Source organism: Erwinia sp. Eh17-17, assembly GCF_039675725.1.
In the GTDB taxonomy this organism is placed as follows: domain Bacteria; phylum Pseudomonadota; class Gammaproteobacteria; order Enterobacterales; family Enterobacteriaceae; genus Erwinia.
This window is the reverse complement of the sequence record NZ_JBDFQT010000003.1, coordinates 351,664-378,008: the sequence shown is the minus strand read 5'-3', so window position 1 is coordinate 378,008 and position 26,345 is coordinate 351,664. Positions and strand designations below refer to the sequence as shown.

Sequence of the window (26,345 nt, the reverse complement as noted above, 5' to 3'; positions counted from 1 at the left end):
GATCTTCATCCCTGGCCTTCAGCAGACCGCCCCCCCTCTCATTCAGAATATTCCGTAGTCCTGTCAGACTTATTTCATCGGACAGCGCAAGGCATTTGGCCTGCTCTGGCTCAAAACCTGAACAACAGATTCAGGCTTAACCCATTAATTTAATTGCACTTACACGTCGAGTCGAAATAATGAAACTGTCACGTTCACTGCCTAAGCACACGCTGTTCCGCTTTTCGCTTATCAGCCTGCTGGTGCTGGGACATCTCGGTGCACTGCCACCTTTGATGGCGGCCGAAGAGACCGAGTTTGACCTTGAAGCGTTGAAGTCCCGCGGGATTGACCCGCGCATTGCGGAAACCTTTAAAAAGGCACCGCGCTTTAATACTGGCGAAACCACGGTCGCGCTGACGGTCAACGGCAAGGGGCGCGGTAAGGTGAAAGTGCAGTTCGACCAGCAGGGGCAACTGTGTGCGGATGCGGCCTTTATGCGCGCCGCCGGGCTGAATACACCGGGCAAGGCCGCCGACTGCTATGACCTGAAGGCGCTGTGGCCGCAGACCGAACTGCAGCTTAGCCCGGAAGATGAGAGCATCACGCTGGTGCTCCCGGCCGAAGCCATCAATATGGACGCCAGCCAGAACACCGAGTGGAGCCACGGCGGCGTTGCCGGGCTGCTCAATTACGATGCGCAGTATCTGACCTCAACCGGCAGCGGCAGCAGCCTGAATTTCTACCAGGTCAACAGCGAAGCGGGCTTTAACGCCGGTGACTGGATCTTCCGCAGCCGCCAGTCGCTGACGCACTTCAACAATAGCGACACCCTGCAACATCAGAACGCCTACGCGCAGCGCACCTTTAAGGAGTCAAAGCGCGTATTGCAGGTCGGGCAGATTGGCCTCGGTAACTCGCTGTTTGGTGCAGGCCAGGTGCTGGGTTTCCAGATGTTCCCGGAGCAGGCATTGCAGGGCGGCGGGCGCGGTATTGGCCTGGTGGAAGGCATTGCCGACAGCCAGTCGGTGGTGGAAGTGCGCCAGTCCGGCGTGCTGGTACACAGCACCACCGTGCCTTCCGGCCCCTTTTCCTTACAGGGCTTTCAGCTGCTGAATACCCGTAGCGACCTGGAAGTCACGGTCACCGGCACCGGCGGTGAGAAACGCCAGTTTACCGTGCCGGCTGCGGCCTTCCTGCTGAACGGCAACCGCATCGCGCCGGGGTTCACTTTTGGTGCCGGGCAGCTTGACCAGCAGGGCAGCGCGCAGTCGCCGCTGCTGGCCACGGCAGCAAAGGGCTGGCAGCTGACGCCGGGCTGGATGCTTAACAGCGGCATCCTGGCGTCGTCACCGTATCAGGCTGGCGCAATCGGCACCGATATTCAGCCGTTTAATGACACCCTGCTGAATGTGCAGGCGACGGCAGCTCGTGACAGCGAGCACGGTAATCAGGGGGTGTCGCTCTCCTCCAGCCTGAGCCATAACCTGACCGAGCGCCTCAGCACCAGCTTTAACGTCTCGAAACAGAGCAGCGGCTACCGCGAACTGAGCGATGCCGTCTCGCGCGAGCCGCAGGATATCAATCGCAGCAGCAGCCAGTATGGCCTCGGCCTGGGATGGTCCGGGCAGAACGTCGGCAGTTTTAACTTCTCATACTCGCAGGCGCAGACTTTCGGCAGCGGTAATATCAGCTACGTGCGCGGTGGCTGGAGCAAAGCCTTTGGCCGCACCTATGTGGGTGCCAGCCTGGAGCGCAGCAGCGGGGGATATTACGGCTCGGAAGACCGTTTCTACCTCACCCTGAGCGTGCCGCTGGGCGATCGCAGCATCAGCAGCTGGGTCAACGGCAGTAAGAATGGCAACCGCGCCGGGGTGCGCTACAGCGAGCGTCTGAGTCAGGATCGCAATTACAGTCTCTCTACTGAGCATGACAACGGCAGCAAGCGGACTTCGACCACCGGCAACTTCGACATGGTGACGCCGGTCAGCCAGCTGAGCGCCGGCGTCAGCCGCGACAGCGACGGCTATACCAGCTGGTCAGGGCGCGCCAGCGGTGCGGCGGTGGTGCACAACCACGGCGTAACGCTGTCGCCGTATAAGGTCGGCGATACATTCGGCATTGCCAAAATCGGCGAAGAGAAGGGCGTGCGGGTTGAAACCCCGGCCGGACCCACCTGGACCGACGGGCGCGGCTACGCGGTGATCCCACGCATCACCAGCTACAGCAAATCCTCGGTGCAGGTGGATACCCGCAGCCTGGGGAAAAACGTTGATATCAATAACGCCCTGTATGAAACCGAAGCGGCGCGCGGCTCCGTCAGCTATATCGACTTTAGCGTGGTGCGTACCCGCCGCGTGCTGATCGACGTGAAGGACGCGGCAGGGAAACCTCTGCAGCAGGGCGCCAGCGTGTTCGGCGCAGATAACAGTTTTGTCTCCGTGGTGACGGATAAAAGCGCGGTGTTTATTAACGACGCCGCCGACGGCCAGCCGTTCAGCATCGAACGCCAGGGGCAGAGCGACTGCCGCTTTACCCTTAAGCTGGCGGAAAAACCCGCCAACCCGGGCCTGTATGAAGAGGCCAGCGCAGTGTGCCGCTAATCGGCTGTGGGCCAATGCTGACAAAATCAGAGGTGAGGCCTGCACTTCTGGGCAGGGACTCTGATATCCCTGCGCGCCCCACTGGATAATAATCAGCTCAGGTAGTGTCAGCCATAGTGCGGCTCGCGCCAGAATATTCACCGCCTCACGTTGAGGGGTGGTGGTAAAAAATGCTCTAAGGAATTGTTATAACATGAAAAAAACAGTTATCGCTCTGTTGCTGGCCGCTTCTGCTACATCTGCCTTTGCCGCTGACAGCGTAGACGTCAGGGTTATTGGCACGATTGTCCCTGCGGCCTGTGTTCCAACGCTGCCAGGCGGCACCGTGGTGGATTACGGCACCATCAAAGCCGACTCCATCAGCAAAACGGCTTATACCGTGCTGCCGGAAAAAATGATCGACTTCACCATCCAGTGTGATGCACCGGCGAAGGTGGCGATACGTGCGATTAACGGGCGTAAAGGCTCGCTGGCAGGCGTAACCGAAAATGCCGAGGGTGGGGCTGTTTCACCGGTGGCACTGTTTGGCAGTGCCGGCACCGTAGCCGTGGGCCTGGGTAAGCAGGGAGCCAGCAAAGTGGGCGGCTATGGTATTCGCATTATTGGCGCCACCGCGACCGCCGATGGCGTGCCGGTCAGCACGCTGGTGAAACCTGTGACTGGCACCAGCTGGGCAATCTCCGCTGCTGGCGGCATGCTGTATGACGCAACCTGGAGCCGTGTAGTGAGCTGGGGGGCCGCGGGCAGCAAAGTCCCGGTAGCCTTCACCGTGTTCTCCGGCCAGCTGTCGGTACAGGCTTACATCAATAAAGGCTCCGCGCTGGATCTGACTCAGCCGGTACACCTTGACGGCTTAAGCACGCTGGAAATGTATTACCTGTAATCCTGAAGCCCTGCCTCAATATAGCGCCCAAATTCGGGCGCTTTTTGCATTTCCATCGCCTGAAAATTATGCGTAGTCCTCAGCCTACAAATTCCCATCCCAGGCCTTCAGCTGTAAGCCGCCGCTCTCATATTGCCGACGCTCTCAACCTGTCAAACTCTCTTCATCGGCACAGGGATGGGTCGAAAGGGAATAGTTCAACACCTGACAGCAAGGACGCTGTCACCTCCAAAGCGGAGGATAAGCCGGGCAGAAAGACCCAGGCACCCGAAACCTTAATTGATTCATAAACACGTCGAGAACCTAACATGAAACTGAACAAAACCCCCTCTTTACTGGCCGCAGGCGCGCTCTCTCTGTCCCTGTTTTCTTCCCTGGCGCTGGCGACCGGCATGATCCCGGAAACCTCGGTGGTTATCGTGGAAGAGTCCGATGGCGAAGGTGCCATCAACGTAAAAAACAGCGATGGCTTTCCGGTGCTGCTGATGACGTCGCTGGAAAATATCAAAGAAGATAACGAATCCCTGCTGACGATTACGCCGCCAGCCGCCCGTGTCGAAGCCGGGAAATCGCAGCGCGTGCGTTTTATCCTGACCAGCAAAACGCCGCTGAAGACCGAACGCCTGAAGCGGGTGATTTTCGAAGGCGTACCGCCGAAAGAGAAAGGCAAAAACGAAGTGCGCATGACCGTGCGCCAGAACCTGCCGGTGCTGATCCGTCCTGCGGGCCTGGCACGCGATGAAGCGCCGTGGAAGCAGCTGAAGTGGTCAACGCAGGGCGGTAAGCTGGTGGTCACCAATCCATCGCCTTACGTGGTGCGCATGGGCTCCAGCGTGCAGACGTTGCCGGATAACGGTCAGTGGAACATGGCCAACAGCTATGTGCTGCCGGGGCAGACCATCACGCTGAGCAATGACAAGAATAAGTCCGTTAGCGGTAGCAAGCAGGTGCGTATTTCTCCGGCCACCACCTGGGGCTTTACGGTGCAGAGTTACGACGCAGCCCTGAACTAATCCTCTCCTGACGCTGCCGCCTGCAAACGCTGGCGGCAGCAGGATACCGCGATGAAAAAATTTATCCTGTTACTGCTTCTAATCAATGCTGCTGTTTATGCGGCGCCCCCATCGATGCCCGGCAACCTGTCTGATATGCCGCTGTCGATCCCCACCGATAGCCGCTGCACCGTGAGTGCCGGAGGGAGCCAGGCTGATTTTGGTTCCCTGTCGCGCTGGCAGCTGCAGCCCGCCGCAGAAGGCGGCGATCGTATCTCCCTCGGCAAGCGCACCGTCAACGTCAGCGTAACCTGTCCCTTTTCCCGGACGATGACGCTGATGGTCAGCGGCGACAGCACCATCAGCGGCGGTTTTCGTTATGGTCAGAACGGCGAGCTGCGGGTGGTGGTGAAAGAGGCCCGGTTAGATGGCCAGCCAGTGCAGATTAAAATGCAGACCACGGGCCGCGCTGAACAGCCGGGCGAACTGGCGCTGAAAGCCAATGCAACGCTGAGCGTGGTCAGCCAGGGGGGCGCAGCAATCAAAGGCAAAAGCCTGACCCTGCAGCTGGAAACGGAACCGGTGCTGCGCGAAACCGATGCCCGCGTGGCGCAAAGACAGAATCTTGAAAGTAGATTTTCCATAAACCTGTCCGATTGAAGTACTTGAACTGTGTTATCGAGCGCGATAACCGACCTTTCCCCGCGACGTGCGGGGTTTTTTTTCTCTTTTTTTTGTGGCCGCGCATCCGCGCTGCGTTGGGATAACACTTTGGCTGACACCGGGGATCGGTATAATAGCGTTTCGCAAACTCACTGTTTTAAGGACGAAATAATGTCATTCCCTGCGCGTTTTCGCTGGCTGCTGCTGCTGCCGGTGATGTTCTGGCTTTCCGGCTGTGACTATAACGCTATCCAGCAGCGCGACGAAGCCGTCTCCGCTGAATGGTCTGAGGTGCTGAACCAGTATCAACGCCGTGCCGATCTGATCCCCAACCTGGTCTCGACCGCGAAGGCAAGTGCCAGCCATGAAGCTGAAGTCTTTAAGAGTATTGCGGATGCCCGCGCCAAAATCGGCAGCCTGACTCAGGTACAAAATGCCCCGCAGGATGCGCAGACAATGCAGGCGTTTCAGCAGTCGCAGTCGGAGCTGAGCAGCGCCATGTCGCGCCTGCTGGTGATCAGCGAACGCTACCCGGATTTGAAAGCCGACAGGATGTTCAACAATCTGATGGTGCAGCTGGAAGGGACGGAGAACCGCATCACCGTTGCCCGCCAGCGCTATGTGCGCGCCGTGCAGGACTACAACCTGCTGATCCGCCAGTTCCCCGGTTCGCTGACCGCCAGAGTGATGGGCTATCAGCGTAAAGAAAATTTCCAGCCGGAGAACGTGAAGCAGATCTCAACCGCGCCTCAGGTTGATTTCTCTCAGCCTGCCAGCGCGAAATAAGGGACCGCCATGCGATATTTCACTCCTGTCCTGCTGTTTTGTCTGTCCTTTACCAGCGTGGCCGCGACGGTCGCTGTACCGACGCTGCAGCAGCGCGTGACCGATAATGCGGGCGTGCTGAGCGCCAGCGAAGTGCAGCAAATGACCCGGCAGATTATGGCGCTGGAGAAAAAAACCGGCCATCAGCTGGCGGTGCTGGCGGTGGAAACCACCGGCGATGACAGCATTGAGCAGTACGCCACCCGCGTGTTTGACGCCTGGAAACTCGGTGACAAAGCCCGCGACGATGGCCTGCTGCTGGTGATGGCAAAGACCGATCGCACCGTGCGAATTGAGGTCGGTTACGGGCTGGAGGGCGATTTTACCGACGTGCAGGCCAGCCAGGCGATCAACGGCAGCATCATTCCGCATTTTAAGCAGGGCGCGTATGGTGAAGGGCTGGTGGCCGGCGTGCAGGCCATCTCCCGCCAGCTTGGCGTGGCGGTGGAAGGGGATGCTCCGGCCGTCGCGCCGCGCCCGGCCGCCGCGCCGGTGCGGTCATCATCCGCTGACTCCATTTCGCTTTCTGCGGGCAGCATCGGCCTCTGGCTGCTGGGCATGATGGTTCTGCCGTTCTTCTTCCTGCGCCGCAACGCGTTCCTGAGAGCGCTGATTGTCAGCGCTATCGTTACCGTGGTGTCGCTGGTGAATACGCTGCTCTCTTCAGGCATTGCGGGCGTGAGCAGCGATAACATCGGCCTGCTGTTTGGCGGCAGTCTGATGATGCAGTTAGTGATTGCCTCCATCATCGGTTCGCTGTTCGGCGGCGGGGGCGGCACGCGCGAACGCTCTGACGACAGCTCAGATGACCGCTCCTACAGCAGTCGTGATTCTGATTCTGACAGCAGCGGCGGCGGGTTCAGCGGGGGCGGCGGCCGCAGCGGCGGCGGCGGGGCTTCCGGTAAATGGTAACCCGGCGGTAACCGGCTTACCCTTCACGCCCCTCCAGCGCCTGTGCGGTCAGCCACAGGCGCGTATCGAACTCCAGCTGGTGATACTGCGGCTCCATATGGCAGCAGAGCTGGTAAAACGCCTTGTTGTGGTCCTTCTCTTTGATATGCGCCAGCTCGTGTACCACAATCATACGCAGGAACGCTTCCGGTGCCTGTTTGAAAATGGTCGCCACGCGGATTTCTGCTTTGGCTTTTAGCTTGCCGCCCTGCACGCGGGAAATGGCGGTATGCAGCCCCAGCGCATGCTTCATGACTTTAATTTTGCTGTCGTAAATCACCTTGTTCAGCGGCGGCGCGTTGCGCAGCGCCTGATTCTTTAAATCAAGCGCATAGTCATACAGCGCTTTATCGCTGGTGATGCTGTGCGTGGAGGGATAACGCTTATTAATCACCTCCGTCAGGCGCTGCTGTTCAATCAGCGTGCGCACCTGTGACAGCAGCGATTCGGGGTAACCTTGCAGGTAAATCAGCGACGACATTTGAACTCCGGATAAGAAAAACGTTTACTGCGCGCCCGTTTTAGGGGATAAAACGCGGAAATTTTACCACTAAGGTGATCCCATGAGCCAACTCGAACTGAGCAACCGCACGCTGACGCTGCATCGATTTCCACAAATGCGCGAAGAAAGCCCGTTGCAGGCTTGGGATGCAGCCGATGAATATCTTCTGCGGCATCTTGATGACGCACCGGTTAACGGCCCGACCCTGATTTTTAACGACACCTTCGGCGCGCTGGGCTGTGCGCTGGCGGGTGAGGATGTCTGGAGCATCAGCGACTCCTGGCTGAATCAGCAGGCAACGCGGCAGAACCTGGCGCACAACGGGATGGATGAAGCTGACGTTAAGCTGCTCGACAGCCTGGCACCGTTACCGGCTTCCCCGGCGCGGGTGCTGATTAAAGTTCCTAAAACTCTCGCCCTGCTGGAGCAGCAGCTGCGCGCGCTGCGCGCTGTCGTCACGCCACAAACCCAGATTATCGCCTGTGGTAAAGCCAAAGATATTCACACCTCGACGTTGCAGCTGTTTGAAAAAATCCTCGGCCCGACCACCACCTCGCTGGCCTGGAAGAAAGCGCGCCTGATTTACGGCACCTTCACCGCGCCGCCGCTGGCAGAGAGCGAAGTGATTGCTACCTGGACGCTGGACGGCACCGACTATCAGATCCAGAACCATGCCAACGTCTTTTCCCGCACCGGGCTGGACGTCGGGGCTCGCTTCTTTTTACAGCATCTGCCGTCCGACCTGGAAGGGGAGATTGTTGACCTCGGCTGCGGTAACGGTGTGATTGGCCTGACGGCGTTGCAGCAGAACCCGCTGGCACAGGTCCACTTCCTCGATGAGTCGTATATGGCCGTTGCCTCCAGCCGCATGAACATTGAAGCCAACCGTCCGCAGGATATGGCGCGCTGCGAGTTCCGCGTTAACAATGCGCTGGCCGGTTACCCGTCGGACCGCCTGCACGCGGTGCTGTGTAACCCGCCGTTCCACCAGCAGAGCGCGGTGACAGACCATATCGCGTGGCAAATGCTGCGCGATGCGCGCCGCTGCCTGCAGGACGGTGGAGAGCTGCGTATCGTGGGTAACCGTCATCTCGACAACTACCACAAAATGAAGAAGCTGTTCGGTAACTGCACCACCGTAGCCAGCAACCAGAAGTTCGTGGTGCTGCGTTCGGTGAAAATGCCTTAACCCACAGGGCCGATCGGAAAAAAAGATCGGCCCCTACAGCCTGGCCGATCGGAAAAAAAGATCGGCCCCTACAGCCTGGCCGATCGAAAAAAAAAGATCGGCCCCTACAGCCGGGGCGACCCCTGCCTATATTGCTGGCGTCATCGCCTGGTAATCCACGAAAAGCGCTGTTGATAACCCTGCTGAAAATGGCTGTTACGGCGATAGCTCGCCTGCTCCTCCGCCATGCAGTAGGTACAGATATTCGCCTGTTCAATCTGCGCTTCCGGTACCCCCTCACGCTGTGCAATCCGCGCTGCCAGCAGCGGCAAATCAAACCATACGCCACCCGTGGTGCCCTTTGCCTGCGCGCGCTGCGCCAGCGGATGACTATCCTGCTGTTCAGACCATGACATCAGCGCCGCCAGCTGATGCGGATCGTCCTGTCTCGCCTGCGCGATCGTCTCGTTACCCAGCTCGTAGCAGCACGGACCGATGGCCGGGCCAATGGCGATAATCAGGCTGTCCGGCGTGGCGCCGCGCGCGCACAGCGCCCCGATCGCATTGATCAGCACGCCGCCCAGCACCCCCTTTAATCCCCCGTGAACGGCCGCCACCAGATGCTGGCGCGTATCGGCAATCAGGATCGGCAGGCAGTCTGCGGTATACACGGCTACCGCGCTGCTGCCGGTGCCAATCAGACCGTCGGCCTCCTGGCTTTTGATCGGCAGGGCATCAACGTCGGCGATCACTCTTGCGCTGTGGCGCTGCTGATTATAAAGCGTCCCGGCGGGGGGGCGTTCGCCTGCGGGCATAAACGCGTGATCCAGCCAGTCGAGACGCGAGAGCTGCGGAGAGTAATAAGCGCAAGACATAGTGAATTCCTCGAAGCGGGAAAGGCTTCGATGCTACCAGAAACGCGGGCGGAAACCATGGCGACAAGATGACAGCAGACTGTTGTAGGGGCGGACCCTCTTTTTCGGTCCGCCCGCAAGATGTGAAATGCTCACAAATATGCGTTGGAATGTTTTACAACGAACAGGTGTGTTGGTATTGTTTACAACGCCTGAAAGCGGAAAGGATATCCCGATGGTCGCAAAGCAGCTAATCAGAATACGTCAATTTATTGATGATAACGCGGTTGTTGAAATTGTTGTCTGGGAGGTCGCTCCTCCTGTTCCAGCTAGCCAGCATGGTTACAAATATCGTCTGGCCTGTGTTGTCGATGGGCAGTGCGTCCTGCTCTCTGCTTTCTGGAATGATGTGAATAACTTCAAGAGGTAATGCCATGAAAACACTAATTATCGATGTTTGTACTGTTGAAGAGACGCAGCGCCAGACGCTGGCAGCAATCAGCGGCGATGGGAAGGCGCGCGGTGATTTCCTCTCTTTCACCAGTTGGGATCTACTGCATAAAGTGCTGACGCCAAAATGCATGAACATCCTTAACGCCATGACGGGGGCTGGTAATCTGTCGGTCAGAGAAGTCGCACGACGCGTCGGCAGAGATATTAAAGGCGTACATACTGACGTGAAGAAGCTGCTTAGCCACGGCGTGATTGAACATGGCCCCGACGGGATCCAGTTTCCGTTTGATGAAATACGTTTTGATTTCTCACTGCGGCGGGCCGTCGCGTAGGACGGACCTTTTCTCCGGTCCATCCGTCGGTTTTCATCAAATCCCCAGCGCCAGCTTTGTGCCCTGGGCAATTGCCCGTCTGGCATCCAGCTCTTCTGCCCTGTCTGCGCCGCCGATAATATGCGCCCTTATCCCGTGCGCTGCCAGGGCGTCAGCCAGACGGCGATCCGGTTCCTGTCCGGCGCAGATCACCACGTTATCTACCGCCAGCAGCTGCGGTTCGCCGTCGCGCAGAATATGCAGCCCCTCATCATCAATTCGCAGATACTCAACGCTGCCCCACATCTGTACGCCGTGCATCTGCAGGCTGGCGCGATGGATCCAGCCGGTGGTTTTTGCCAGCCCGGCACCGGGTTTACCGGGCCTGCGCTGTAACAGCCACAGCTGGCGCGCACCGTGCGGTCTTTCAGGCTTCAGCAGACCGCCCGGCTGGGCGAGGGTGCGATCGATGCCCCATTCCCGGCAGAACGTACTGATATCCTGACGGGCGGCCACCAGATATTCCGCGGTATCAAAACCAATGCCGCCCGCCCCGATAATCGCCACGCGCTGACCGACGGGATGTTTATCGCGGATCACCTGTAAATAACTCAGCACCGAAGGATGATCGATACCGGGAATCGACGGCGTGCGCGGCACAATGCCGGTGGCCAGCACTACTTCATCAAAATGAATTAAATCCTCCGCGTCGGCACGGTGGTTCAGCCGCAGCGTCACCTGATGCAGCTCCAGCTGACGGCGGTAATAGCGCAGCGTTTCACTGAACTCCTCTTTACCGGGGATCTGACGGGCGATGTTGAACTGGCCCCCCGTCTCCGGCCGGGCATCAAACAGCGTCACCTTATGGCCGCGCTGGGCGGCGTTAACAGCAAACGCCAGCCCGGCTGGCCCGGCACCGACCACCGCAATGTTTTTAATCTGCTGCGCGGGCGTCATCACCAGCTTGGTCTCATGGCAGGCGCGCGGGTTGACCAGGCAGGAGGTCAGCTTGCCGACGAAGATCTGATCGAGGCAGGCCTGATTACAGCCGATGCAGGTATTGATCTCATCGCTGCGCCCCTGCTGCGCTTTCAGCACGAACTCCGCATCGGCGAGGAACGGGCGCGCCATCGACACCATGTCGGCGCAGCCTTCGTCCAGCACGCGCTGGGCCACGTCGGAATCGTTAATGCGGTTGGTGGCGATCAGCGGAATGCTGACATGCTGCTTTAACGCCCGGGTGACCCAGGCGAAAGCGGCACGCGGCACGGCGGTGGCGATAGTGGGAATACGCGCCTCATGCCAGCCGATGCCGGTATTGATCAGCGTTGCACCTGCCTGTTCCACCGCCTGGGCGAGGCGGATGGTCTGTTCGTGCGTGCTGCCCTGTTCCACCAGGTCAAGCATCGACAGGCGGAAGATAATAATAAACTCCGCGCCAACGGCGGCGCGCACCGCCCGCAGGATCGCCAGCGCAAACCGCTGGCGGCGGGGTTCATCGCCGCCCCATTCGTCGTCGCGCTGGTTGGTGTGCGCCACCAGGAACTGGTTAATCAGATAGCCTTCCGACGCCATAATCTCCACGCCGTCATACCCCGCCTGCTGCGCAAGATGAGCACAGCGGGCGTAATCGGCAATCAGCTGCTCAATGTCATCATGGCTTAACGCACGCGGAGTAAACGGGTTAATCGGGGCCTGGAGAGCGGAAGGCGCGACCAGCGCAGGCTGATAGCTGTAGCGCCCGGCGTGCAGAATTTGCAGGGCGATTTTGCCGCCCGCCTGATGCACCGCGTCGGTGACCTGGCGATGGTGCGGTAGCTGCGCTTCATCATTCAGCACTGATGCCCCCTTGCTGACCACGCCTTCCGGGGAGGGCGCAATCCCACCGGTGACAATCAGCGCCACTCCGGCGCGGGCGCGTTCCGCGTAGAAGGCGGCGAGGCGGGCTGGGCCATCCGGGTGTTCTTCCAGCCCGGTGTGCATCGATCCCATCAGAAAACGGTTTTTAAGCTGGGTGAAACCCAGGTCCAGGGGGGTAAACAGTGACACGCTCATCGTCAGCGATTCCTGAAGTGGTCGGATGAGTTTAACTGTAGCGGCCAAATGACCGCGATGAAAGTACAGTTATTCGCTTTGTGATGCGTGCCACTGATTCAGGTGCCCCGGAAAGAGCTACCTGCTTCACGTTATGCGTAACATTGGTTTAGTAACATGAATTTTGGTGATCTGATTCACAGTTTTGCAAGTTAAATATCGATTTGATAGGCACCTGAACTGATACGCATTTAGAGGTACGTCATGAGCACTATCACGCAATCCTGCATGATTAACGGTAAAGAACAGGTTGAAGTCATCAGCCAGCAGGTTAACTATCAGGGCGAAGGCACGCTGGTGCGCATTACGCGCGGCGGTATCTGCGGTTCCGATCTGCACTACTACCAGCACGGCAAAGTCGGCAGTTTTGCGGTGAAAATGCCGATGATCCTCGGTCATGAAGTGATCGGACAGGTAGTTAAAAGCGATAACCCGGCGCTAAAAGAGGGCCAGAAAGTGGCGGTTAACCCGTCGAAGCCGTGTGGAACCTGCAAATACTGTCTGGCCGACGAAGATAACCAGTGCACCACCATGCGTTTCTTTGGCAGCGCCATGTACACCCCGCACGTGGACGGTGGCTTCACGCAGTACAAAGTGGTCGACAGCAGCCAGTGCATTCCTTACGACAACGCCGCCGACGACAAAGTGATGGTGTTTGCAGAGCCGCTGGCGGTGTGTATTCATGCCGCCAATCAGGGCGGGGATTTGCAGGGCAAAAAAGTGTTTATCTCCGGCGTCGGTCCGATTGGCTGCCTGATCGCCGCCGCCGCGAAGGCGAAAGGGGCGGCAGAAGTGGTCTGTGCCGACGTCAGCGAGCGCTCGCTGGAGATGGCCGTGGCGATGGGCGCCACCCACACCCTCCACGCCGCTCACGGCGATTTCACCCCGTACCTGGCGGAGAAAGGTTATTTCGACGTGGCGTTTGAAGCTTCCGGCCATCCGTCTTCACTGACGCGCTGCCTGGAAGTAACGCGCGCCAGAGGGACGCTGGTGCAGGTGGGAATGGGGGGCGACGTGCCCGGCTTCCCGATCATGATGCTGATTGCCAAAGAGATCAACCTGGTCGGTTCTTTCCGCTTCACCCGCGAATTTAACACCGCCGTGGAGTGGCTGGGTAACGGCACCGTCAACCCGCTGCCGCTGTTCAGCGGGGAATACGACTACCAGAATATTGATGCGGCACTGCAGTTTGCCGGTGATAAGACCAGAGCCGCCAAAGTGCAGCTGACTTTTTAAGGGATATTCATGACGACGCTTTTCTCGCTCGACAATAAACGTGTACTGATCACCGGCTCCGGGCGCGGCATCGGTTTTCTGATGGCGAAAGGCCTGGCCGAAGCCGGGGCAGAAGTGATTATCAATGCCACCACGCAGCAGGGCGCGGATAAAGCCGCCGCTGAACTGACAGCGCAGGGCTTTAAGGCGCACGCGGTGGCCTTTAACGTCACTCAGTCTGCTGAAGTGAATGCCGCAGTAGCTAAAATCGAGAGCGAAATCGGCCCGATTGACGTGCTGGTCAATAACGCCGGTATTCAGCGCCGCCGTCCGTTCCTCGAATTCCCGGAGCAGGACTGGAACGATGTCATTGCGGTCAACCAGACGGCGGTGTTCCTTGTCTCGCAGGCCGTAGCCCGCCAGATGGTGACGCGCCAGAAAGGAAAAATCATCAATATCGGTTCGATGCAGAGCGAACTGGGCCGCGACACCATTACCCCTTACGCCGCGTCGAAAGGGGCGGTGACCATGCTAACGCGCGGAATGTGCGTTGAGCTGGCGCGCCACAATATTCAGGTCAACGGCATTGCGCCGGGCTATTTCAAAACGGAAATGACCCAGGCACTGGCGGATGACGAAGCCTTCACCTCATGGCTGTGCAAGCGCACCCCGGCGGCGCGCTGGGGTAACCCGGAGGAGTTGATCGGGGCGGCGGTATTCCTGGCGTCGAAAGCCTCTGATTTTGTGAACGGCCACTTACTTTTCGTGGATGGTGGCATGCGCGTCGCAGTATAGCGGCTACAACTTATTACTGAATTCACCTGTACCTCTACTTTTATAGGAAGTGCTTTATGCCCATTACAATAATAGCTATTGGCGTAATCCTGCTGCTGGTGCTGATGATCGTTTTCAAGGTCAACGGCTTTATCGCATTGATATTTGTCTCTGCCGTGGTCGGCATGGCGGAAGGGATGACGCCGCTGGCGGTCATCGCCTCGATTCAGAAAGGGGTGGGCGGTACGCTCGGCAGCCTCGCGCTGATATTAGGCTTCGGGGCGATGCTCGGTAAGCTGGTGTCAGATACCGGGGCCGCGCAGCGCGTCGCGACCACGCTGATTGCCTCCTTTGGTAAACAGCGCGTGCAGTGGGCGCTGATGGTCACCGGACTGATTGTTGGTCTGGCGATGTTCTACGAAATTGGCTTTGTGCTGCTGCTGCCGCTGGTATTTACCGTTGTGGCGGCCTCCGGCATGCCGATGCTGTACGTCGGCCTGCCGATGGTGGCCGCGCTGTCTGTGACGCACTGCTTCCTGCCGCCGCATCCAGGCCCGACCGCCATTGCCACCATCTTCGGAGCCAACCTCGGCACCACGCTGCTGTACGGCATGATCATCACCATTCCGACGGTGATTATCGCCGGTCCGATCTTCTCAAAATTCCTCAAAGGTTTTGAAAAATCGCCGCCGGAAGGGCTGTATAACCCGAAAATCTTTGAAGACCACGAAATGCCGGGCTTCTGGACCAGCATCTTCGCTGCGGTGATCCCGGTGATCCTGATGGCGGTGGCAGCGGTGTTTGAGCTGACCACGCCGAAAGAGAACGTGCTGCGCCAGTTCTTCGAGTTTGTCGGTAACCCGGCGGTCGCCCTGTTTATCTCGGTGGTGATTGCGGTGTTTACTCTCGGCCTGCGCAACGGCCGTAAAATGGAAGAAGTGATGGAGATGTGCGGTTCCTCCATCGCGGCTATCGCCATGATCGTCTTTATCATTGCCGGCGGCGGTGCCTTTAAGCAGGTGCTGGTGGACAGCGGCGTGGGTGACTACATCGCCAACATGATGAAAGGCTCTTCGCTCTCTCCACTACTGATGTGCTGGACGGTCGCCGCGATGCTGCGTATCGCTCTCGGCTCGGCGACTGTGGCGGCGATTACCACGGCGGGGATTGTGACGCCGATTATCGCCATCACTCACGCCGACCCGGCACTGATGGTACTGGCGGTCGGTTCCGGCAGCGTAATTGCTTCCCACGTGAACGATCCGGGCTTCTGGCTGTTTAAAGGTTACTTTAACCTGAGCGTCATTGAGACGCTGAAAACCTGGACGGTTATGGAAACGCTGATTTCCTTCCTCGGCCTGGCTGGCGTATTGATTCTGAACGCGATTATTCATTAATCTAACGCTGCGGGCGGACCGAAAAAGAGGGTCCGCCCCTACCTATTATGCAAATTCTTCTGTAGGGGCGACCGCTTTTCTGGTCGCCCCTTTTCACATTGAATAACGGAATCCTGATGCGCGCGCACCGAATCTCCCTGCAGGACATCGCCACGCTGGCGGGCGTGACCAAAATGACCGTCAGTCGCTATCTGCGTACGCCTGACCGCGTGTCGCCGGAAACCGGGGCGAAGATCGCGCAGATTATTGAAGAAATTAACTACATTCCTAACCGTGCCCCGGAGATGCTGCTCAATTCGAAGAGCTACACCCTGGGCGTGCTGATCCCCTCGTTCAAAAACCAGATCTTTGCCGATCTCCTCAGCGGGATTGAGGCGGCCACTCAGGAAGGGCGCTATCAGACGCTGATCGCCAACTATAACTATGACAAACAGACGGAGGAGGAGCAGATCATCAATCTGCTCTCCTACAATATTGACGGCATTATCCTCAGCGAAAAGGATCACACCCTGCGTGCGGTGAAGTACCTGCGGGCGGCGCAGATCCCGATTGTCGAAGTCATGGACACCCAGGGCACCTGCCTGGATATGCAGGTGGGGTTTAACAACTTCAGCGCCGGGTACGATATGACGCGCACGCTGCTCGATCAGGGCCGCAGGCGGGTGATCTACTTTGGTTCACAGGATGACCGGCGCGATGAATTCCGCTATCGCGGCTACTGTCAGGCGATGGAGGAGCGCGGCGGCGTGGGCCAGCGCGTTAATCCGAAAGCGATCTCTTCGCAGAAGCTGGGGGCGGCGATGCTGGCCAGCGCGCTGGAGCAGTTCCCCGATCTGGATGCGATATTCTGTACCAATGACGATCTGTCGCTGGGCGCACTGCTGCACTGTCAGCGCCACGGCATTGCCGTACCGGGTCGGATTGCCATTGCCGGGTTTCACGGGCTGGATATCAGCCGTGAGATGTACCCGACGATGGCCAGCGTCATTACCCCGCGCTACGCCATCGGTTACACGGCGGCGGAGCTGCTGCTGAAAAAAATTGGTGACAGCCGGTTCTCCGCTGATTCAGTGGATCTCAGTTATCAAATCTTTATGGGTGAAACCATCTGAATGTAAATTAGTTTAAATATTGTATTGTCTGCTGACATTAACTGATAACTCCGGAAACGATATAATTAATCCAGTGGCAGCAGTGAGATAATGAAATTGTCGGTGTGGCGATAATTAACGTGTCTTTGTGAGTGCCTGTTTAATGAGATATCGATACCAAATGGAGACGCGAATCTTTAATTACCGCGCTGCTTTTATAATTAATTTATTTAATTTAAATATATGATTTTAAAGGATTTTACGATAAATTTATTCACTGTATCTTTAGGGGTAATAAGTTTTTCTTATCCCTTTCCTCGTGCCCAAATATTCGCCGTAAATAAAGTAAATTTAATTAACCTTACAAATAGATTATTTACTGTCAGTTAAGATTAATCTTAATCACTTTGGGTTAACTAAGATGTTAGAACTTATTTCTTAGTTTTCCCGGAAGAGAGAGTCTATTTTGACGACCCTAAAACCCCTGTTAGCGAAAAACCGCAGTTGGGCATTACAGCGACGCCAACGTGATCCGCACTATTTCCGGCAAAATGTGGACGGGCAGCAGCCCCACTCTTTATGGATTGGCTGTTCTGACAGCCGCGTCCCGGCCGAGGTGCTGACCGGCGCACACCCCGGTGAGCTGTTTGTCCATCGGAATATTGCCAATATGGTGGTCAGCGATGACGACAACTTTATGAGCGTATTGCAGTATGCGATTGAATATCTGAAGGTTTCCCGCATCGTTCTCTGCGGCCACTACGGCTGCGGCGGCGTTCAGGCGGCACTGACGCTGCCGGACATTCCTCTGGGGGATGAAAACTCCGCGCTGGCACGGCGTATCACCCAGCTGCGTCACGCGCTGTCGCCTGCGCTTGCTCCGCTCAGCGCTGAAGAAGAACAGGGCGCGCATCTGAACCGCCTGGTAGAGGCCAACGTGCTGGCGCAGTTCAGCCAGCTGGTCAATACCGGACCGGTAGTCAAAGCCTGGCGTGAAGGGGTGGCGCTGGATCTCTTCGGCTGCGTGTACGATCTGCACAGCGGGCATCTGAAGGAGTTGATCCAGCAACAGAACGAAGAGGGCTGCGTATGAATCTGAACACGTTGCGTCAGGATATTCCCGCCGGGCTGGTGGTGTTTCTGGTGGCGCTGCCGCTTTGTCTGGGGATTGCCCAGGCCAGCGGGCTGCCGCCTTTCGTCGGGCTGCTCACCGGCGTGGTGGGGGGGCTGGTGGTCACCACCTTCAGCCCGTCGAAGTTTGCCGTCAGCGGTCCGGCGGCCGGGCTGGTGACTATCGTCACCGGCGCGATTGAAACCCTTGGATCGTTTTCTGCGCTGCTGCTGGCGCTGATGATCGCCGGTGTGCTGCAGTTCCTGATGGGGGCGCTGCGGGCCGGGCGTTTTATCTCTCTGGTGCCGGGAAGCGTGATCAAAGGCATGCTGGCAGCGATCGGCATCCTGCTGATTATTCAGCAAATCCCGGTCGCTCTCGGCGCAGCGGGCGAAAGCGATCTGGCGTCACTGCTTAGCGGCGGGTCGATCAATATCTCTCTGCCGGCCGTCAGCGTGGCCTGTGCCGGACTGCTGGTACTGTGGCTATGGACCACTCCGGCGGTGAAACGTAACCGCTGGCTGGGCTGGATGCCAGGCCCGCTGATGGCGGTCCTGCTGGGCTGTCTGGCGACGGTACTCGGCGGGCGCTATTTTCCTGATATCGCGGCGAACCTGCCGCGAATTTCGCTGCCTTCATTTGACAGCATTACCGCCCTGACCGGTGAACTGGAGCGGCCGGACTGGCTGGCGTGGCAGAACCCGGCGGTTTACGTGGTTGCCGTGACGCTGGCGATTGTGGCCAGCCTGGAAACGCTGCTCAGCCAGGAAGCGCTGAAAAAACTGCGCCCGCAGCATCCGGCACCTTCCCCGGATAAAGAGATGCGGGCGCAGGGGATCGGGAATGCGCTCTCCGGCTTTCTTGGGGGCCTGCCGATCACCGCGGTGATTGTGCGCAGTTCGGTGAACGTCAGTGCGGGTGCGCAGAGCAAACTGTCGATCCTGATCCACGGGGTACTGCTGCTGGTATGCGGGCTGTGGTTTAGCGGGGTGCTGAACGCCATTCCGCTGGCCAGTCTGGCAGCGGTGCTGCTGTACACCGGCTACAAACTGGCCACGCCGGCTCTGTTTGTCTCGCAGATCCGCCAGGGCGTTCCGCAGTCGGTGCCGTTCCTCGCAACGGTTGGCGGCATTCTGATTTTCGGCATGCTGGCCGGGATCGGCATTGGTCTGGCGACCCAGATCCTGTTCAGCATCTATAAAAGCCACCGCAACGCCATGCTGCTGACGCGCTATGACGACCACTATGTTCTGCGCTTCCAGCAGAATCTGACCTTTATGCATAATCCGCGTCTGAAGGGACTGCTGGCAGAGATCCCGGAGAACAGCGTGGTGATCGTCGATCATGATAATGCGGAATATATCGATCCGGACGTCAAAGCCCTGCTTCAGGACTTCGGAGAGGGCGCAAAGAAACGAGGGATCAAGCTGAATCAGTGGCCGGTCAAGCTGGCTCCGACCTGAAAAGTATTGACCAGGCCACTGGATGTGGCCTGGTTCTGCGTTGCGTCTGCTACACCGGGCGGCAGGCAAGCACAATGTGAGCCAGCGGAGTGATCTCATTCAGCCCGCACTCAAACTGCTGCTGAGCGTTGGCTACCCGCACGCGTCCGGGCGGAATGCGCGTCAGACTGCGGATACTGACCTGTCCTTCCAGCGATACCAGCCAGTCACCGTCGAGGATCTCACCGAAGGTCTGCTCGGCAATAAACTGCTGGCTGCCGTCAATCACCATCAGTGGCTGAATAAGGGGGACGGGCAGGGTGTCAAAAAAGGCCGCCTCCAGCGCAATGTCAGCCAGCACGGTCAGTTTTCCACCATCAAGCCGCTGACGCGCAAGCGAGAGTAAATTCACATTTTGTGACAGCGCTGACGGGTTTTCCTGCGGGGCGTCTGCGGGGCCTGCGCCCTCGCCGGTTGCCAGCCACTGCAGCGAGACCTGCGTATCTGCCATGCAGCGAATCACAATATCGGAAGGAAAATAGCCGCGCGAGTAGCGGTTAGCAAGGCTACTGCTGGCAATACCAAGGTGTTCAGCCAGCGCCAGTTTAGTGGTAAATCCGTAAGCCTGGAGAACCCGATCCAGTACCTCTTTTGCCCCACTCTGGAAGTCGATTTGTAGGCTCAATCTAAAACTCCTTGCTATTTCACTTTTAGTGAATGTACAATTTTCATTGTAGTTTTTTGGGAATATCAGGGCGGTGGCCGGGACGAAGACCTAAGATTTTGCCCGATGATGGGGGCTATTACAACCAGTATACCTGCATATCTCATCATGCATCCGGGGTTATTCATCTTTAGTGAATAAGTCAGTGAGCGTATTTTGCCGTCTTCTGACACATCAGCCACCCGCCTGCGACCGTCAGTCACATTAACGAATTCAATGTGTAGCCCCGACTCGTTACACGGTCAGCCCCTGCGTTCTGCCCCGTATGCCGGGTACTGATCCCGCTAATGGTAACGGGAAGGACTTATCTGCTTTATGGATTAATATGATATTTATCATGGTGATAAGCATTGTTACTGATAGGGTTAAAATACTTTTCTTATTGGTAAATGCTATGGTACTGTATATGCGTACAGTAAAATGGAGGGGGAGTTGTGGACAAAGAATTAGCCGAAAAAGTGATTCTGGAACGCGTGGAACTGATAGCAAGATTAACCTCTGAAGGGGTTTGCCGGGAGAGGGACCGTGAGATAGCACTGCACTTGATCGCGGATATTGCCAGCGGAATGGAGCTTAAAAACGCTCAGTTCTCGGTGGTCTTTTCCCCCCCTAACCCCGAGCGATAAGGTTTTACCGGCTCTGCTGGTCGCCTGACGTCGCCATCTATCCAGGCCTTTGTGCACCCGGAAAGGATTCTAAACCCCCTCTGTGCAAAGTTCTGCGAAAGCCCCCTCCTGGGGGTTTTTTTTTGCCCTCTCTGCCCGCCATTCACCCTGTCTGATGGGTTCACGTTGTCACATTTCCCCTACAACAGCCGCAAATTGAGACCGCTGGAGCGAAAACGCACACTGACTGTGGTTACCCGGCAGAGCGAGATTGCGGCGACGTCACCACAACTCTCTGGGCCTTTTCGATTATCGCAATATCCGTAACGGGAGAGTGAAACATGAAAATTTATGCCCTGCAGGACGACAGCGTCGATGAGATCTGCTTTCGCCACTACGGCCGCACGCAGCAGGTGCTGGAACAGGTTTATGCCGCCAATAACGGGCTGGCAGAGCAGGGAGCGCGACTGCCTCATGGCTATCCGGTAGAGCTGCCGGTGCTGTCGCTGTCAGCCACCCATGAAACGCTCAACCTGTGGAGCTAACCGGAACAGTGCCTGATCACGATATGCGGATGGTAGTGGTTTTAATTGACTGAAAATAAACAGGAATTCTCATGAATATACCGGTTAAGCAGTGTGCGGTGCTGGTGGTGCTGGCCATGGCTATTTCACTTCCATCCTTTTCCAGACTGCGTATCTCCAGCGAAGGGCTGTTGCTGCTGGCCAATGCCGAAGGCTGCCGCACCTCGCCGTATCAGTGCAGCGCCGGCGTCTGGACCAGCGGTATCGGGCATACCCGCGGCGTGAAGCCAGACACGGAGGTGAATGAACGCCAGGTGGCGATCAACCTGATTGATGACGTGCAGCGGGTGGAGAGCGGCATTGCCCGCTGTATGCCGGTGACGATGCCGCAGGGGGTGTATGACGCCACGGTTTCCTTCGCCTTTAACGTCGGCGTCGGTGCGGTCTGTGGTTCCAGCTATGCCCGGCTGATTAATCAGCAGCAGTGGCATGACGCCTGCGATCAGCTGATGCGCTGGGTGTATGTGGCAGGCGTTCGCACTAAAGGGCTTGAGACGCGCAGAGCCGCCGAACGCGCTCTGTGCCTGAAGGGGGTGCCATGAACCGCCTGCTGATCACTCTGCTGCTGACGCTGCTGATGGCGCTGGTCGCAGAGAGTCGTTATCTGGCGCACCTTGAGGGTGAACGCACCGCGCTGCAGCGGGCGAATGCGCTACTCAGTGCCGGGGTGGAACAGCGTGAAGAGACGATCGGCCAGCTACAGGCAGAGCAGGGCCGACAGGCCGAAGCCGAACGGGCACTGCGGCAGTCACTGCTCAGGGCCGGTGAACTGACCATGAACCAGCAGCTTAACGATCAGAGGGTTATACACAGCGATGAGACTTTACAGAACTGGAGCGATGCTGCTCTGCCTGACGGGATTATCCGCCTGCAGCAGCACCCCGCCTTCGCCAGCCCCGACGATTATCTGGCGTGGCTGTCCCGTCGTCAGCAGCTGCAGGATACCGGCAAGCCAGCCGGTGACGCAGGGGGATCTGCTGACCGCGATCCGCCAGCTGGAGCAGGCGCTGCTGACGTGCGGCCTGCAAGTCGAAACCATTAAACAGTGTCAGGAGCAACACGATGTTAAAACCCACACAGCTGCGCGAGATGTTGCTGGCCCGCGTTCCGCAACTCCGGGATCGCCCGGAACGGCTGACGATCGCGCTGGAACAGGGAAGGGTGGTCTGCACCCCGGCCACGTCTCTGAGTTTTGAGTATCAGTATCCGCTGCGCATTACCCTCAGCGAGGCCGGAGATGACAGTGATGTGCTGGTGGTCTCTCTGCTGCTGTGGCTGCGGGAAAACCAGCCAGACCTGATGACCACCGCGCAGAAACGCGAGAGCGGCATAGTGTTCAGCCACAGCGCGAACGGCGATTTTACCGTTGCCATCGCGCTGACCGAACGCGTGCTGGTCAGTGAAGACGACGGCGCACTTCACGTCACCCATCTGCCGGAACCCCCTGAGCCGGAGGCCGTTTCCCGCCCGTGGCGGCTCTACATCAACCAACAGCTGGTCAGTGAATGGCCCGCCATCTCAGGATAAAGAGGAGAGCGTTATGAATGAATTTGTTGTCGAGACCCGACGCCAGCTGCACAACCTGCTGCGTATCGGCACGGTCAGCGATGTGGATACCGCGCGCGGGCTGTGCCGGGTACAGAGCGAGGGGAACCTCACTGCCTGGTTACCGTGGCTGAGCGGAAGCGCGGGCCAGGTGCGCAGCTGGCATGCGCCGTCAAAGGGCGAGCAGGTACTGCTGCTGGCGCTGAGCGGCGAGCTGAACACCGCCTTTGTGCTGCCGGGGATTTTTTCGGATGCCTTCCCGGCACCTTCCGCCTCTCAGCATGCGGTGCACTGGGCATTTCCCGACGGTGCGCAGCTGAGCTATGAACCGGAAAACGGGGCGCTGACGGCCAGCGGTATCCAGTCGGCCAGCATTCAGGCTGCGGTAAAAATCACCCTTGATGCGCCGCTGGTGGAGTGTACCCGGCAGTTGAAAGCTAAAACCTTCGAGCTCACCGACGGCGGCAGTCTGAAAGGGGATGTCAGTCACAGCGGCGGCCGCTTTTCATCTAACGGGATTGTGGCGCACAGCCACGTACATGCGGGCGTCTCCAGCGGCAACAGCCAGACAGCGGGGCCGCAATGATGACGACAGAAACCTGGCTCGGCATGCAGCGCGACGGGGGAACCGCGCTGAGCGATCTGGCCCATATCCGTCAGTCGGTACGCGATATTTTGCTGACCCCACAGGGGAGCCGGGTGATGCGTCGCTCCTATGGTTCGCTGCTGTCGATGCTTATCGACCGGCCGCAGAACGAGACGCTGCGCCTGCAAATTATGTCGGCCTGCTATCTGGCGCTGCTGCAGTGGGAGCCACGTATCGCGCTGGACAGCATCCGCTATCAGCCCGGATTTGATGGCGGCATGGTGATCGATCTCCAGGGCAGCCTTAGCCAGGTGCCCTTTACCCTTTCTATCCCAGTGAGTGAATGATTATGGCCACGATTAATTTAAGTCAGCTCCCGGCGCCGAAAGTTGTTGAGGCGCTGGATTTTGAAGCCCTGCTACAGCAGCGCAAAACCAGACTGATATCGCTGTATCCCGCTGAACAGCAGGAGGCGATAACCCGCACCCTTGAACTTGAGTCAGAGCCGATCGTCAAGCTGCTGCAGGAGAACGCCTACCGTGAGCTGATCCTGCGCCAGCGCATTAACGAAGCGGCAAAAGCCACCATGGTGGCCTTTGCCAGCGGCAGCGACCTCGATCAACTGGGGGTGAACAACGGCGTCACCCGTCTGGTGCGGGTTCCGGCAGACCGCCGCGCGCTGCCGCCGACCGCCGCAGTGATGGAAAGCGATGACGACTTCCGCCTGCGTATTGCTCAGGCTTTTGAAGGGCTGAGCGTGGCAGGCCCGGCGGGCGCCTACGAATATCATGCGCGCAGCGCCGACGGGCGGGTAGCGGACGTCAGTGCGATCAGTCCGGCTCCGGCAGAAGTGGTGATCACCGTCCTGTCACGCGAAGGGCACGGTGAGGCCGCTCCGGACCTGCTGGCCATCGTCAATGCGGCGCTGAACGATGAGGACGTGCGTCCGGTGGCGGACCTTGTCAGGGTACAGTCGGCCAGTATTGTTGAGTACAGCGTCGATGCGACGATCTGGCTCTATCCCGGCCCGGAGGCGGAACCGATCCGCGCGGCAGCAGAGGCACGGCTGGCGGCCTTTGTGACCGCGCAGTCCCGCCTGGGGCGCGATATTCGCCAGTCGGCGCTGTTCGCCGCGCTGCATGTGGAAGGTGTACAGCGGGTGACGCTGGCTCAGCCGGCACAGGATGTGGTGCTGGATAAAACCCAGGCGGGCTGGTGCACCGGCACGCAGATCCGGGTCGGAGGCTCCGATGAGTGATCGCCTGCTGCCCGTCGGCTCCTCCGTGCTGGAAGTGGCTGCCGCCACTGCCTGTGCCAGCCTGCAAAAACTGCCTGTGCCGCTGCGTACCCTGTGGGATCCGCAAACCTGCCCGGTTGAGCTGTTGCCCTATCTTGCCTGGGCCTGGTCCGTTGACCGCTGGGATCAGACCTGGCCGGAGGAGACCAGGCGTTCGGTGGTCGCTTCTTCGCAGTTTATTCATCGCCGTAAAGGCACCATCGCCGCCATTCGCCGCGTGGTCGAGCCGCTGGGCTATCTGATCAACATTCATGAGTGGTGGCAGACCGGCGAGCCGCCCGGCACCTTCCGTCTGGATATCGGCGTGGTGGAAAACGGTATTACCGAGGAGATGTATAACGAGTTAGAGCGATTAATCAGCGATGCGAAGCCCTGCTCCCGTCATTTGATTGGTCTGGCTATTCAACTGGATGTTAACGGCAGGCTGCCGGTAGCGGCGGCCTGTTACAGCGGAGATGAACTGACCGTTTATCCCTATACACCGGAAATTATTACCGCTCGCGGTCTGGGTTATACCGGCGCAGCAATACATGTAATTGACAACCTGAGAGTGAATATATGACAACTAAATATTATGCCATTTTAACTCACGTAGGCGCTGCCAAGTTGGCGAATGCCGCAGCATTGGGGAGTAAGCTACAAATAACCCAGATGGCGGTAGGTGACGGGGGCGGGACTTTACCGTCCCCGACGGCGACGCAAACCAGTCTGATTGGTGAAAAACGGCGTGCTGCACTGAATTCGCTGAGTGTGGATGCGGTAAATGGCAGCCAGATTATCGCGGAACAAATTATTCCTGAAGGTGAGGGTGGGTTCTGGATCCGTGAAATAGGTCTTTTTGATGCCGATGATGCATTGATTGCCGTTGCCAACTGCGCCGAGACATATAAACCCCAGCTACAGGAAGGCAGCGGCCGGACTCAAACGGTAAGAATGATCCTTATTGTTAATAGCGCGGATGCGGTGACATTAAAAATTGACCCTTCCGTGGTGTTAGCCACGCGTAAGTACGTTGATGATAAGGTGATTGAAGTGAAAAGCAGCCTGCTGACGGAACTCAGTGGGAAAATGGATAAAGCCAAAAATGGGGCTGATATCCAGAATGTGGCGGATTTTCTAAAAAACCTTGGTTTAGGGGAAGATGCAAAGCTATCAGGTAATCTGACCGTTAAAGGGGGGGTCTGGGACACTGCACCAGGCACCACGCCTCAGCGCGTATGGAGTCCAAATAACAAGCCGACGCTTAACGAGATTGGTGTTGTTGATGCCACGACAGCGGCGAAAGGTATTGTCAAGCTGGCTACTAACGCCGAGATGGCCGCAGGCACCAGTGCAACACTGACTCCTTCTGTTGCGGCGATAATGAGTATTTTCTCTAAGCGTTCTCTCTCAGAGAATGACTATATTCGTATTCCCGATGTTCCTGGTGGCCTGATTTTTCAGTGGGTGAGAGGGACTGCATCAGCAAACGGAATTCTTTTCGCTCAACTGCCAGTTCCATTCCCAAATAAGCTGTTATTTGCCGGTGCAGTTGAAGCGGGGGCGAACGTTTGGGGAGCTAATTCTATTTCCGCCTGGGGTGTTGATTTAGAAAATTCGTCACTGACACAAATAATCGCGTACGCCCGTAGGGTATACACGTCATCAATTTTACCAGAAGCCGCTAAAGGCCTGGTCATTGCGATAGGTAACTAAA

General features: G+C 57.9%; 27 protein-coding genes and 2 pseudogenes. 25 read left to right on the top strand and 4 right to left on the bottom strand.

The genetic code is table 11. The features are described 5' to 3' along the window. The first annotated feature begins 179 nt into the window (after nucleotides 1-179). From ABEH87_RS11725 to ABEH87_RS11700, 6 genes are all read left to right on the top strand, one after another. On the top strand, nucleotides 180-2,582 hold the full coding sequence (locus ABEH87_RS11725) for a fimbria/pilus outer membrane usher protein (RefSeq protein WP_346576549.1): 2,403 nt from the start codon (nucleotides 180-182) through the stop codon (nucleotides 2,580-2,582). 193 nt (nucleotides 2,583-2,775) lie between these two features. Continuing rightward, complete coding sequence (locus ABEH87_RS11720) at nucleotides 2,776-3,465, top strand: DUF1120 domain-containing protein (RefSeq protein ID WP_346576548.1); 690 nt, start codon at nucleotides 2,776-2,778, stop codon at nucleotides 3,463-3,465. A 308-nt stretch (nucleotides 3,466-3,773) separates the two neighbouring features. Next, entirely contained in the window at nucleotides 3,774-4,478 is a 705-nt protein-coding gene (locus ABEH87_RS11715) for a fimbria/pilus chaperone family protein (RefSeq protein ID WP_346576547.1), read from the top strand. Nucleotides 4,479-4,529: 51 nt separating this feature from the next. Next, nucleotides 4,530-5,117 (top strand): hypothetical protein, encoded by a 588-nt coding sequence (locus tag ABEH87_RS11710; RefSeq protein ID WP_346576546.1) that lies wholly within the window; start codon nucleotides 4,530-4,532, stop codon nucleotides 5,115-5,117. A gap of 174 nt (nucleotides 5,118-5,291) precedes the next feature. After that, complete coding sequence (locus tag ABEH87_RS11705; RefSeq protein ID WP_346576545.1) at nucleotides 5,292-5,906, top strand: LemA family protein; 615 nt, start codon at nucleotides 5,292-5,294, stop codon at nucleotides 5,904-5,906. A gap of 9 nt (nucleotides 5,907-5,915) precedes the next feature. After that, entirely contained in the window at nucleotides 5,916-6,857 is a 942-nt protein-coding gene (locus ABEH87_RS11700; RefSeq protein WP_346576544.1) for a YgcG family protein, read from the top strand. A gap of 16 nt (nucleotides 6,858-6,873) precedes the next feature. Here the strand turns inward: ABEH87_RS11700 and ABEH87_RS11695 are convergent, their stop codons facing one another. Next, complete coding sequence (locus ABEH87_RS11695) at nucleotides 6,874-7,377, bottom strand: M48 family metallopeptidase (RefSeq protein WP_346576543.1); 504 nt, start codon at nucleotides 7,375-7,377, stop codon at nucleotides 6,874-6,876. 82 nt (nucleotides 7,378-7,459) lie between these two features. Between ABEH87_RS11695 and rlmG the strand changes: the two genes are divergently transcribed. Continuing rightward, entirely contained in the window at nucleotides 7,460-8,587 is a 1,128-nt protein-coding gene (rlmG, locus tag ABEH87_RS11690) for a 23S rRNA (guanine(1835)-N(2))-methyltransferase RlmG (protein ID WP_346576542.1), read from the top strand. 140 nt (nucleotides 8,588-8,727) lie between these two features. On the opposite strand, the gene ABEH87_RS11685 is transcribed toward rlmG, so the two are convergent. Then, entirely contained in the window at nucleotides 8,728-9,441 is a 714-nt protein-coding gene (locus ABEH87_RS11685; protein ID WP_346576541.1) for a polyphenol oxidase family protein, read from the bottom strand. 127 nt (nucleotides 9,442-9,568) lie between these two features. On the opposite strand from ABEH87_RS11685, the gene ABEH87_RS11680 reads away from it, so the two are divergent. Both ABEH87_RS11680 and ABEH87_RS11675 read left to right on the top strand, forming a co-directional pair. Next, nucleotides 9,569-9,850 (top strand): hypothetical protein, encoded by a 282-nt coding sequence (locus ABEH87_RS11680; RefSeq protein ID WP_346576540.1) that lies wholly within the window; start codon nucleotides 9,569-9,571, stop codon nucleotides 9,848-9,850. A gap of 4 nt (nucleotides 9,851-9,854) precedes the next feature. Further along, nucleotides 9,855-10,205 (top strand): winged helix-turn-helix transcriptional regulator, encoded by a 351-nt coding sequence (locus ABEH87_RS11675; protein WP_346576539.1) that lies wholly within the window; start codon nucleotides 9,855-9,857, stop codon nucleotides 10,203-10,205. Nucleotides 10,206-10,241: 36 nt separating this feature from the next. Here ABEH87_RS11675 and ABEH87_RS11670 read toward each other — a convergent pair whose 3' ends face one another. Beyond that, a complete protein-coding gene (locus ABEH87_RS11670) occupies nucleotides 10,242-12,239 on the bottom strand; it encodes an NADPH-dependent 2,4-dienoyl-CoA reductase (RefSeq protein WP_346576538.1) in 1,998 nt (665 codons plus the stop codon). Nucleotides 12,240-12,482: 243 nt separating this feature from the next. Between ABEH87_RS11670 and idnD the strand changes: the two genes are divergently transcribed. The 6 genes from idnD to ABEH87_RS11640 all read left to right on the top strand — a co-directional run bounded on the left by idnD (nucleotide 12,483) and on the right by ABEH87_RS11640 (nucleotide 19,329). Continuing rightward, complete coding sequence (gene idnD, locus ABEH87_RS11665; RefSeq protein ID WP_346576537.1) at nucleotides 12,483-13,514, top strand: L-idonate 5-dehydrogenase; 1,032 nt, start codon at nucleotides 12,483-12,485, stop codon at nucleotides 13,512-13,514. 9 nt (nucleotides 13,515-13,523) lie between these two features. Next, nucleotides 13,524-14,288 carry a gluconate 5-dehydrogenase gene (gene idnO / locus ABEH87_RS11660; protein WP_346576536.1) on the top strand — a complete coding sequence of 255 codons (765 nt, stop codon included), beginning with the start codon at nucleotides 13,524-13,526 and terminating at the stop codon, nucleotides 14,286-14,288. Between the two features lie 56 nt (nucleotides 14,289-14,344). Continuing rightward, nucleotides 14,345-15,664 (top strand): gluconate:H+ symporter, encoded by a 1,320-nt coding sequence (locus ABEH87_RS11655; RefSeq protein ID WP_346576535.1) that lies wholly within the window; start codon nucleotides 14,345-14,347, stop codon nucleotides 15,662-15,664. Nucleotides 15,665-15,780: 116 nt separating this feature from the next. Beyond that, nucleotides 15,781-16,776 (top strand): LacI family DNA-binding transcriptional regulator, encoded by a 996-nt coding sequence (locus ABEH87_RS11650; protein ID WP_346576534.1) that lies wholly within the window; start codon nucleotides 15,781-15,783, stop codon nucleotides 16,774-16,776. Nucleotides 16,777-17,221: 445 nt separating this feature from the next. Next, complete coding sequence (locus tag ABEH87_RS11645; RefSeq protein ID WP_346576533.1) at nucleotides 17,222-17,848, top strand: carbonic anhydrase; 627 nt, start codon at nucleotides 17,222-17,224, stop codon at nucleotides 17,846-17,848. Beyond that, nucleotides 17,845-19,329, top strand: a complete 1,485-nt coding sequence (locus tag ABEH87_RS11640) for a SulP family inorganic anion transporter (RefSeq protein WP_346576532.1) — start codon at nucleotides 17,845-17,847, stop codon at nucleotides 19,327-19,329. The genes ABEH87_RS11645 and ABEH87_RS11640 overlap by 4 nt, the downstream gene beginning before the upstream one ends. Nucleotides 19,330-19,378: 49 nt before the next feature. Here ABEH87_RS11640 and ABEH87_RS11635 read toward each other — a convergent pair whose 3' ends face one another. Beyond that, nucleotides 19,379-19,993, bottom strand: coding sequence for a phage repressor protein CI (locus ABEH87_RS11635; RefSeq protein ID WP_346576531.1), 615 nt, complete (start codon nucleotides 19,991-19,993; stop codon nucleotides 19,379-19,381). A 473-nt stretch (nucleotides 19,994-20,466) separates the two neighbouring features. Between ABEH87_RS11635 and ABEH87_RS11630 the strand changes: the two are divergent. The 10 genes and pseudogenes from ABEH87_RS11630 to ABEH87_RS11585 form a co-directional block, all read left to right on the top strand. Continuing rightward, nucleotides 20,467-20,643 (top strand): annotated as a pseudogene (locus tag ABEH87_RS11630) (DinI family protein); the annotation flags it as partial. Nucleotides 20,644-20,978: 335 nt separating this feature from the next. Then, nucleotides 20,979-21,182, top strand: a complete 204-nt coding sequence (locus tag ABEH87_RS11625) for a tail protein X (protein ID WP_346576530.1) — start codon at nucleotides 20,979-20,981, stop codon at nucleotides 21,180-21,182. A 71-nt stretch (nucleotides 21,183-21,253) separates the two neighbouring features. Next, the gene (locus tag ABEH87_RS11620) at nucleotides 21,254-21,763 is read left to right on the top strand and encodes a lysozyme (RefSeq protein ID WP_346576529.1); all 510 of its coding nucleotides are present in this window, start codon (nucleotides 21,254-21,256) and stop codon (nucleotides 21,761-21,763) included. A gap of 273 nt (nucleotides 21,764-22,036) precedes the next feature. Next, nucleotides 22,037-22,300, top strand: a pseudogene (gene lysC / locus ABEH87_RS11615) (Rz1-like lysis system protein LysC); the annotation flags it as partial. After that, nucleotides 22,284-22,748 (top strand): phage tail protein, encoded by a 465-nt coding sequence (locus tag ABEH87_RS11610; protein WP_346576528.1) that lies wholly within the window; start codon nucleotides 22,284-22,286, stop codon nucleotides 22,746-22,748. The pseudogene lysC and the gene ABEH87_RS11610, both read left to right, overlap by 17 nt. Before the next feature lie 13 nt (nucleotides 22,749-22,761). Then, nucleotides 22,762-23,352: a phage baseplate assembly protein V gene (locus tag ABEH87_RS11605; protein ID WP_346576527.1), complete on the top strand. Its 591-nt coding sequence runs from the start codon at nucleotides 22,762-22,764 to the stop codon at nucleotides 23,350-23,352. After that, on the top strand, nucleotides 23,352-23,699 hold the full coding sequence (locus tag ABEH87_RS11600; RefSeq protein ID WP_346576697.1) for a GPW/gp25 family protein: 348 nt from the start codon (nucleotides 23,352-23,354) through the stop codon (nucleotides 23,697-23,699). Before ABEH87_RS11605 ends, ABEH87_RS11600 begins: the two co-directional genes overlap by 1 nt. A gap of 2 nt (nucleotides 23,700-23,701) precedes the next feature. Continuing rightward, nucleotides 23,702-24,610 (top strand): baseplate J/gp47 family protein, encoded by a 909-nt coding sequence (locus ABEH87_RS11595; RefSeq protein ID WP_346576526.1) that lies wholly within the window; start codon nucleotides 23,702-23,704, stop codon nucleotides 24,608-24,610. Next, nucleotides 24,603-25,211 carry a phage tail protein I gene (locus tag ABEH87_RS11590; RefSeq protein ID WP_346576525.1) on the top strand — a complete coding sequence of 203 codons (609 nt, stop codon included), beginning with the start codon at nucleotides 24,603-24,605 and terminating at the stop codon, nucleotides 25,209-25,211. The genes ABEH87_RS11595 and ABEH87_RS11590 overlap by 8 nt, the downstream gene beginning before the upstream one ends. Next, nucleotides 25,208-26,344, top strand: coding sequence for a phage tail protein (locus ABEH87_RS11585; RefSeq protein WP_346576524.1), 1,137 nt, complete (start codon nucleotides 25,208-25,210; stop codon nucleotides 26,342-26,344). The genes ABEH87_RS11590 and ABEH87_RS11585 overlap by 4 nt, the downstream gene beginning before the upstream one ends. The last annotated feature ends 1 nt before the right edge of the window (nucleotide 26,345 follow it).

Coding starts and splice junctions, on each gene's coding strand:
- ABEH87_RS11595 (WP_346576526.1), top strand. CDS start 23,702: ATGGCCACGATTAATTTAAGTCAGCTCCCGGCGCCGAAAGTTGTTGAG.
- ABEH87_RS11625 (WP_346576530.1), top strand. CDS start 20,979: ATGAAAATTTATGCCCTGCAGGACGACAGCGTCGATGAGATCTGCTTT.
- ABEH87_RS11700 (WP_346576544.1), top strand. CDS start 5,916: ATGCGATATTTCACTCCTGTCCTGCTGTTTTGTCTGTCCTTTACCAGC.
- rlmG (WP_346576542.1), top strand. CDS start 7,460: ATGAGCCAACTCGAACTGAGCAACCGCACGCTGACGCTGCATCGATTT.
- ABEH87_RS11705 (WP_346576545.1), top strand. CDS start 5,292: ATGTCATTCCCTGCGCGTTTTCGCTGGCTGCTGCTGCTGCCGGTGATG.
- idnD (WP_346576537.1), top strand. CDS start 12,483: ATGAGCACTATCACGCAATCCTGCATGATTAACGGTAAAGAACAGGTT.
- ABEH87_RS11680 (WP_346576540.1), top strand. CDS start 9,569: ATGCTCACAAATATGCGTTGGAATGTTTTACAACGAACAGGTGTGTTG.
- ABEH87_RS11710 (WP_346576546.1), top strand. CDS start 4,530: ATGAAAAAATTTATCCTGTTACTGCTTCTAATCAATGCTGCTGTTTAT.
- idnO (WP_346576536.1), top strand. CDS start 13,524: ATGACGACGCTTTTCTCGCTCGACAATAAACGTGTACTGATCACCGGC.
- ABEH87_RS11675 (WP_346576539.1), top strand. CDS start 9,855: ATGAAAACACTAATTATCGATGTTTGTACTGTTGAAGAGACGCAGCGC.
- ABEH87_RS11670 (WP_346576538.1), bottom strand. CDS start 12,239: ATGAGCGTGTCACTGTTTACCCCCCTGGACCTGGGTTTCACCCAGCTT.
- ABEH87_RS11585 (WP_346576524.1), top strand. CDS start 25,208: ATGACAACTAAATATTATGCCATTTTAACTCACGTAGGCGCTGCCAAG.
- ABEH87_RS11715 (WP_346576547.1), top strand. CDS start 3,774: ATGAAACTGAACAAAACCCCCTCTTTACTGGCCGCAGGCGCGCTCTCT.
- ABEH87_RS11685 (WP_346576541.1), bottom strand. CDS start 9,441: ATGTCTTGCGCTTATTACTCTCCGCAGCTCTCGCGTCTCGACTGGCTG.
- ABEH87_RS11650 (WP_346576534.1), top strand. CDS start 15,781: ATGCGCGCGCACCGAATCTCCCTGCAGGACATCGCCACGCTGGCGGGC.
- ABEH87_RS11655 (WP_346576535.1), top strand. CDS start 14,345: ATGCCCATTACAATAATAGCTATTGGCGTAATCCTGCTGCTGGTGCTG.
- ABEH87_RS11610 (WP_346576528.1), top strand. CDS start 22,284: ATGTTAAAACCCACACAGCTGCGCGAGATGTTGCTGGCCCGCGTTCCG.
- ABEH87_RS11605 (WP_346576527.1), top strand. CDS start 22,762: ATGAATGAATTTGTTGTCGAGACCCGACGCCAGCTGCACAACCTGCTG.
- ABEH87_RS11695 (WP_346576543.1), bottom strand. CDS start 7,377: ATGTCGTCGCTGATTTACCTGCAAGGTTACCCCGAATCGCTGCTGTCA.
- ABEH87_RS11720 (WP_346576548.1), top strand. CDS start 2,776: ATGAAAAAAACAGTTATCGCTCTGTTGCTGGCCGCTTCTGCTACATCT.
- ABEH87_RS11620 (WP_346576529.1), top strand. CDS start 21,254: ATGAATATACCGGTTAAGCAGTGTGCGGTGCTGGTGGTGCTGGCCATG.
- ABEH87_RS11600 (WP_346576697.1), top strand. CDS start 23,352: ATGACGACAGAAACCTGGCTCGGCATGCAGCGCGACGGGGGAACCGCG.
- ABEH87_RS11640 (WP_346576532.1), top strand. CDS start 17,845: ATGAATCTGAACACGTTGCGTCAGGATATTCCCGCCGGGCTGGTGGTG.
- ABEH87_RS11725 (WP_346576549.1), top strand. CDS start 180: ATGAAACTGTCACGTTCACTGCCTAAGCACACGCTGTTCCGCTTTTCG.
- ABEH87_RS11590 (WP_346576525.1), top strand. CDS start 24,603: ATGAGTGATCGCCTGCTGCCCGTCGGCTCCTCCGTGCTGGAAGTGGCT.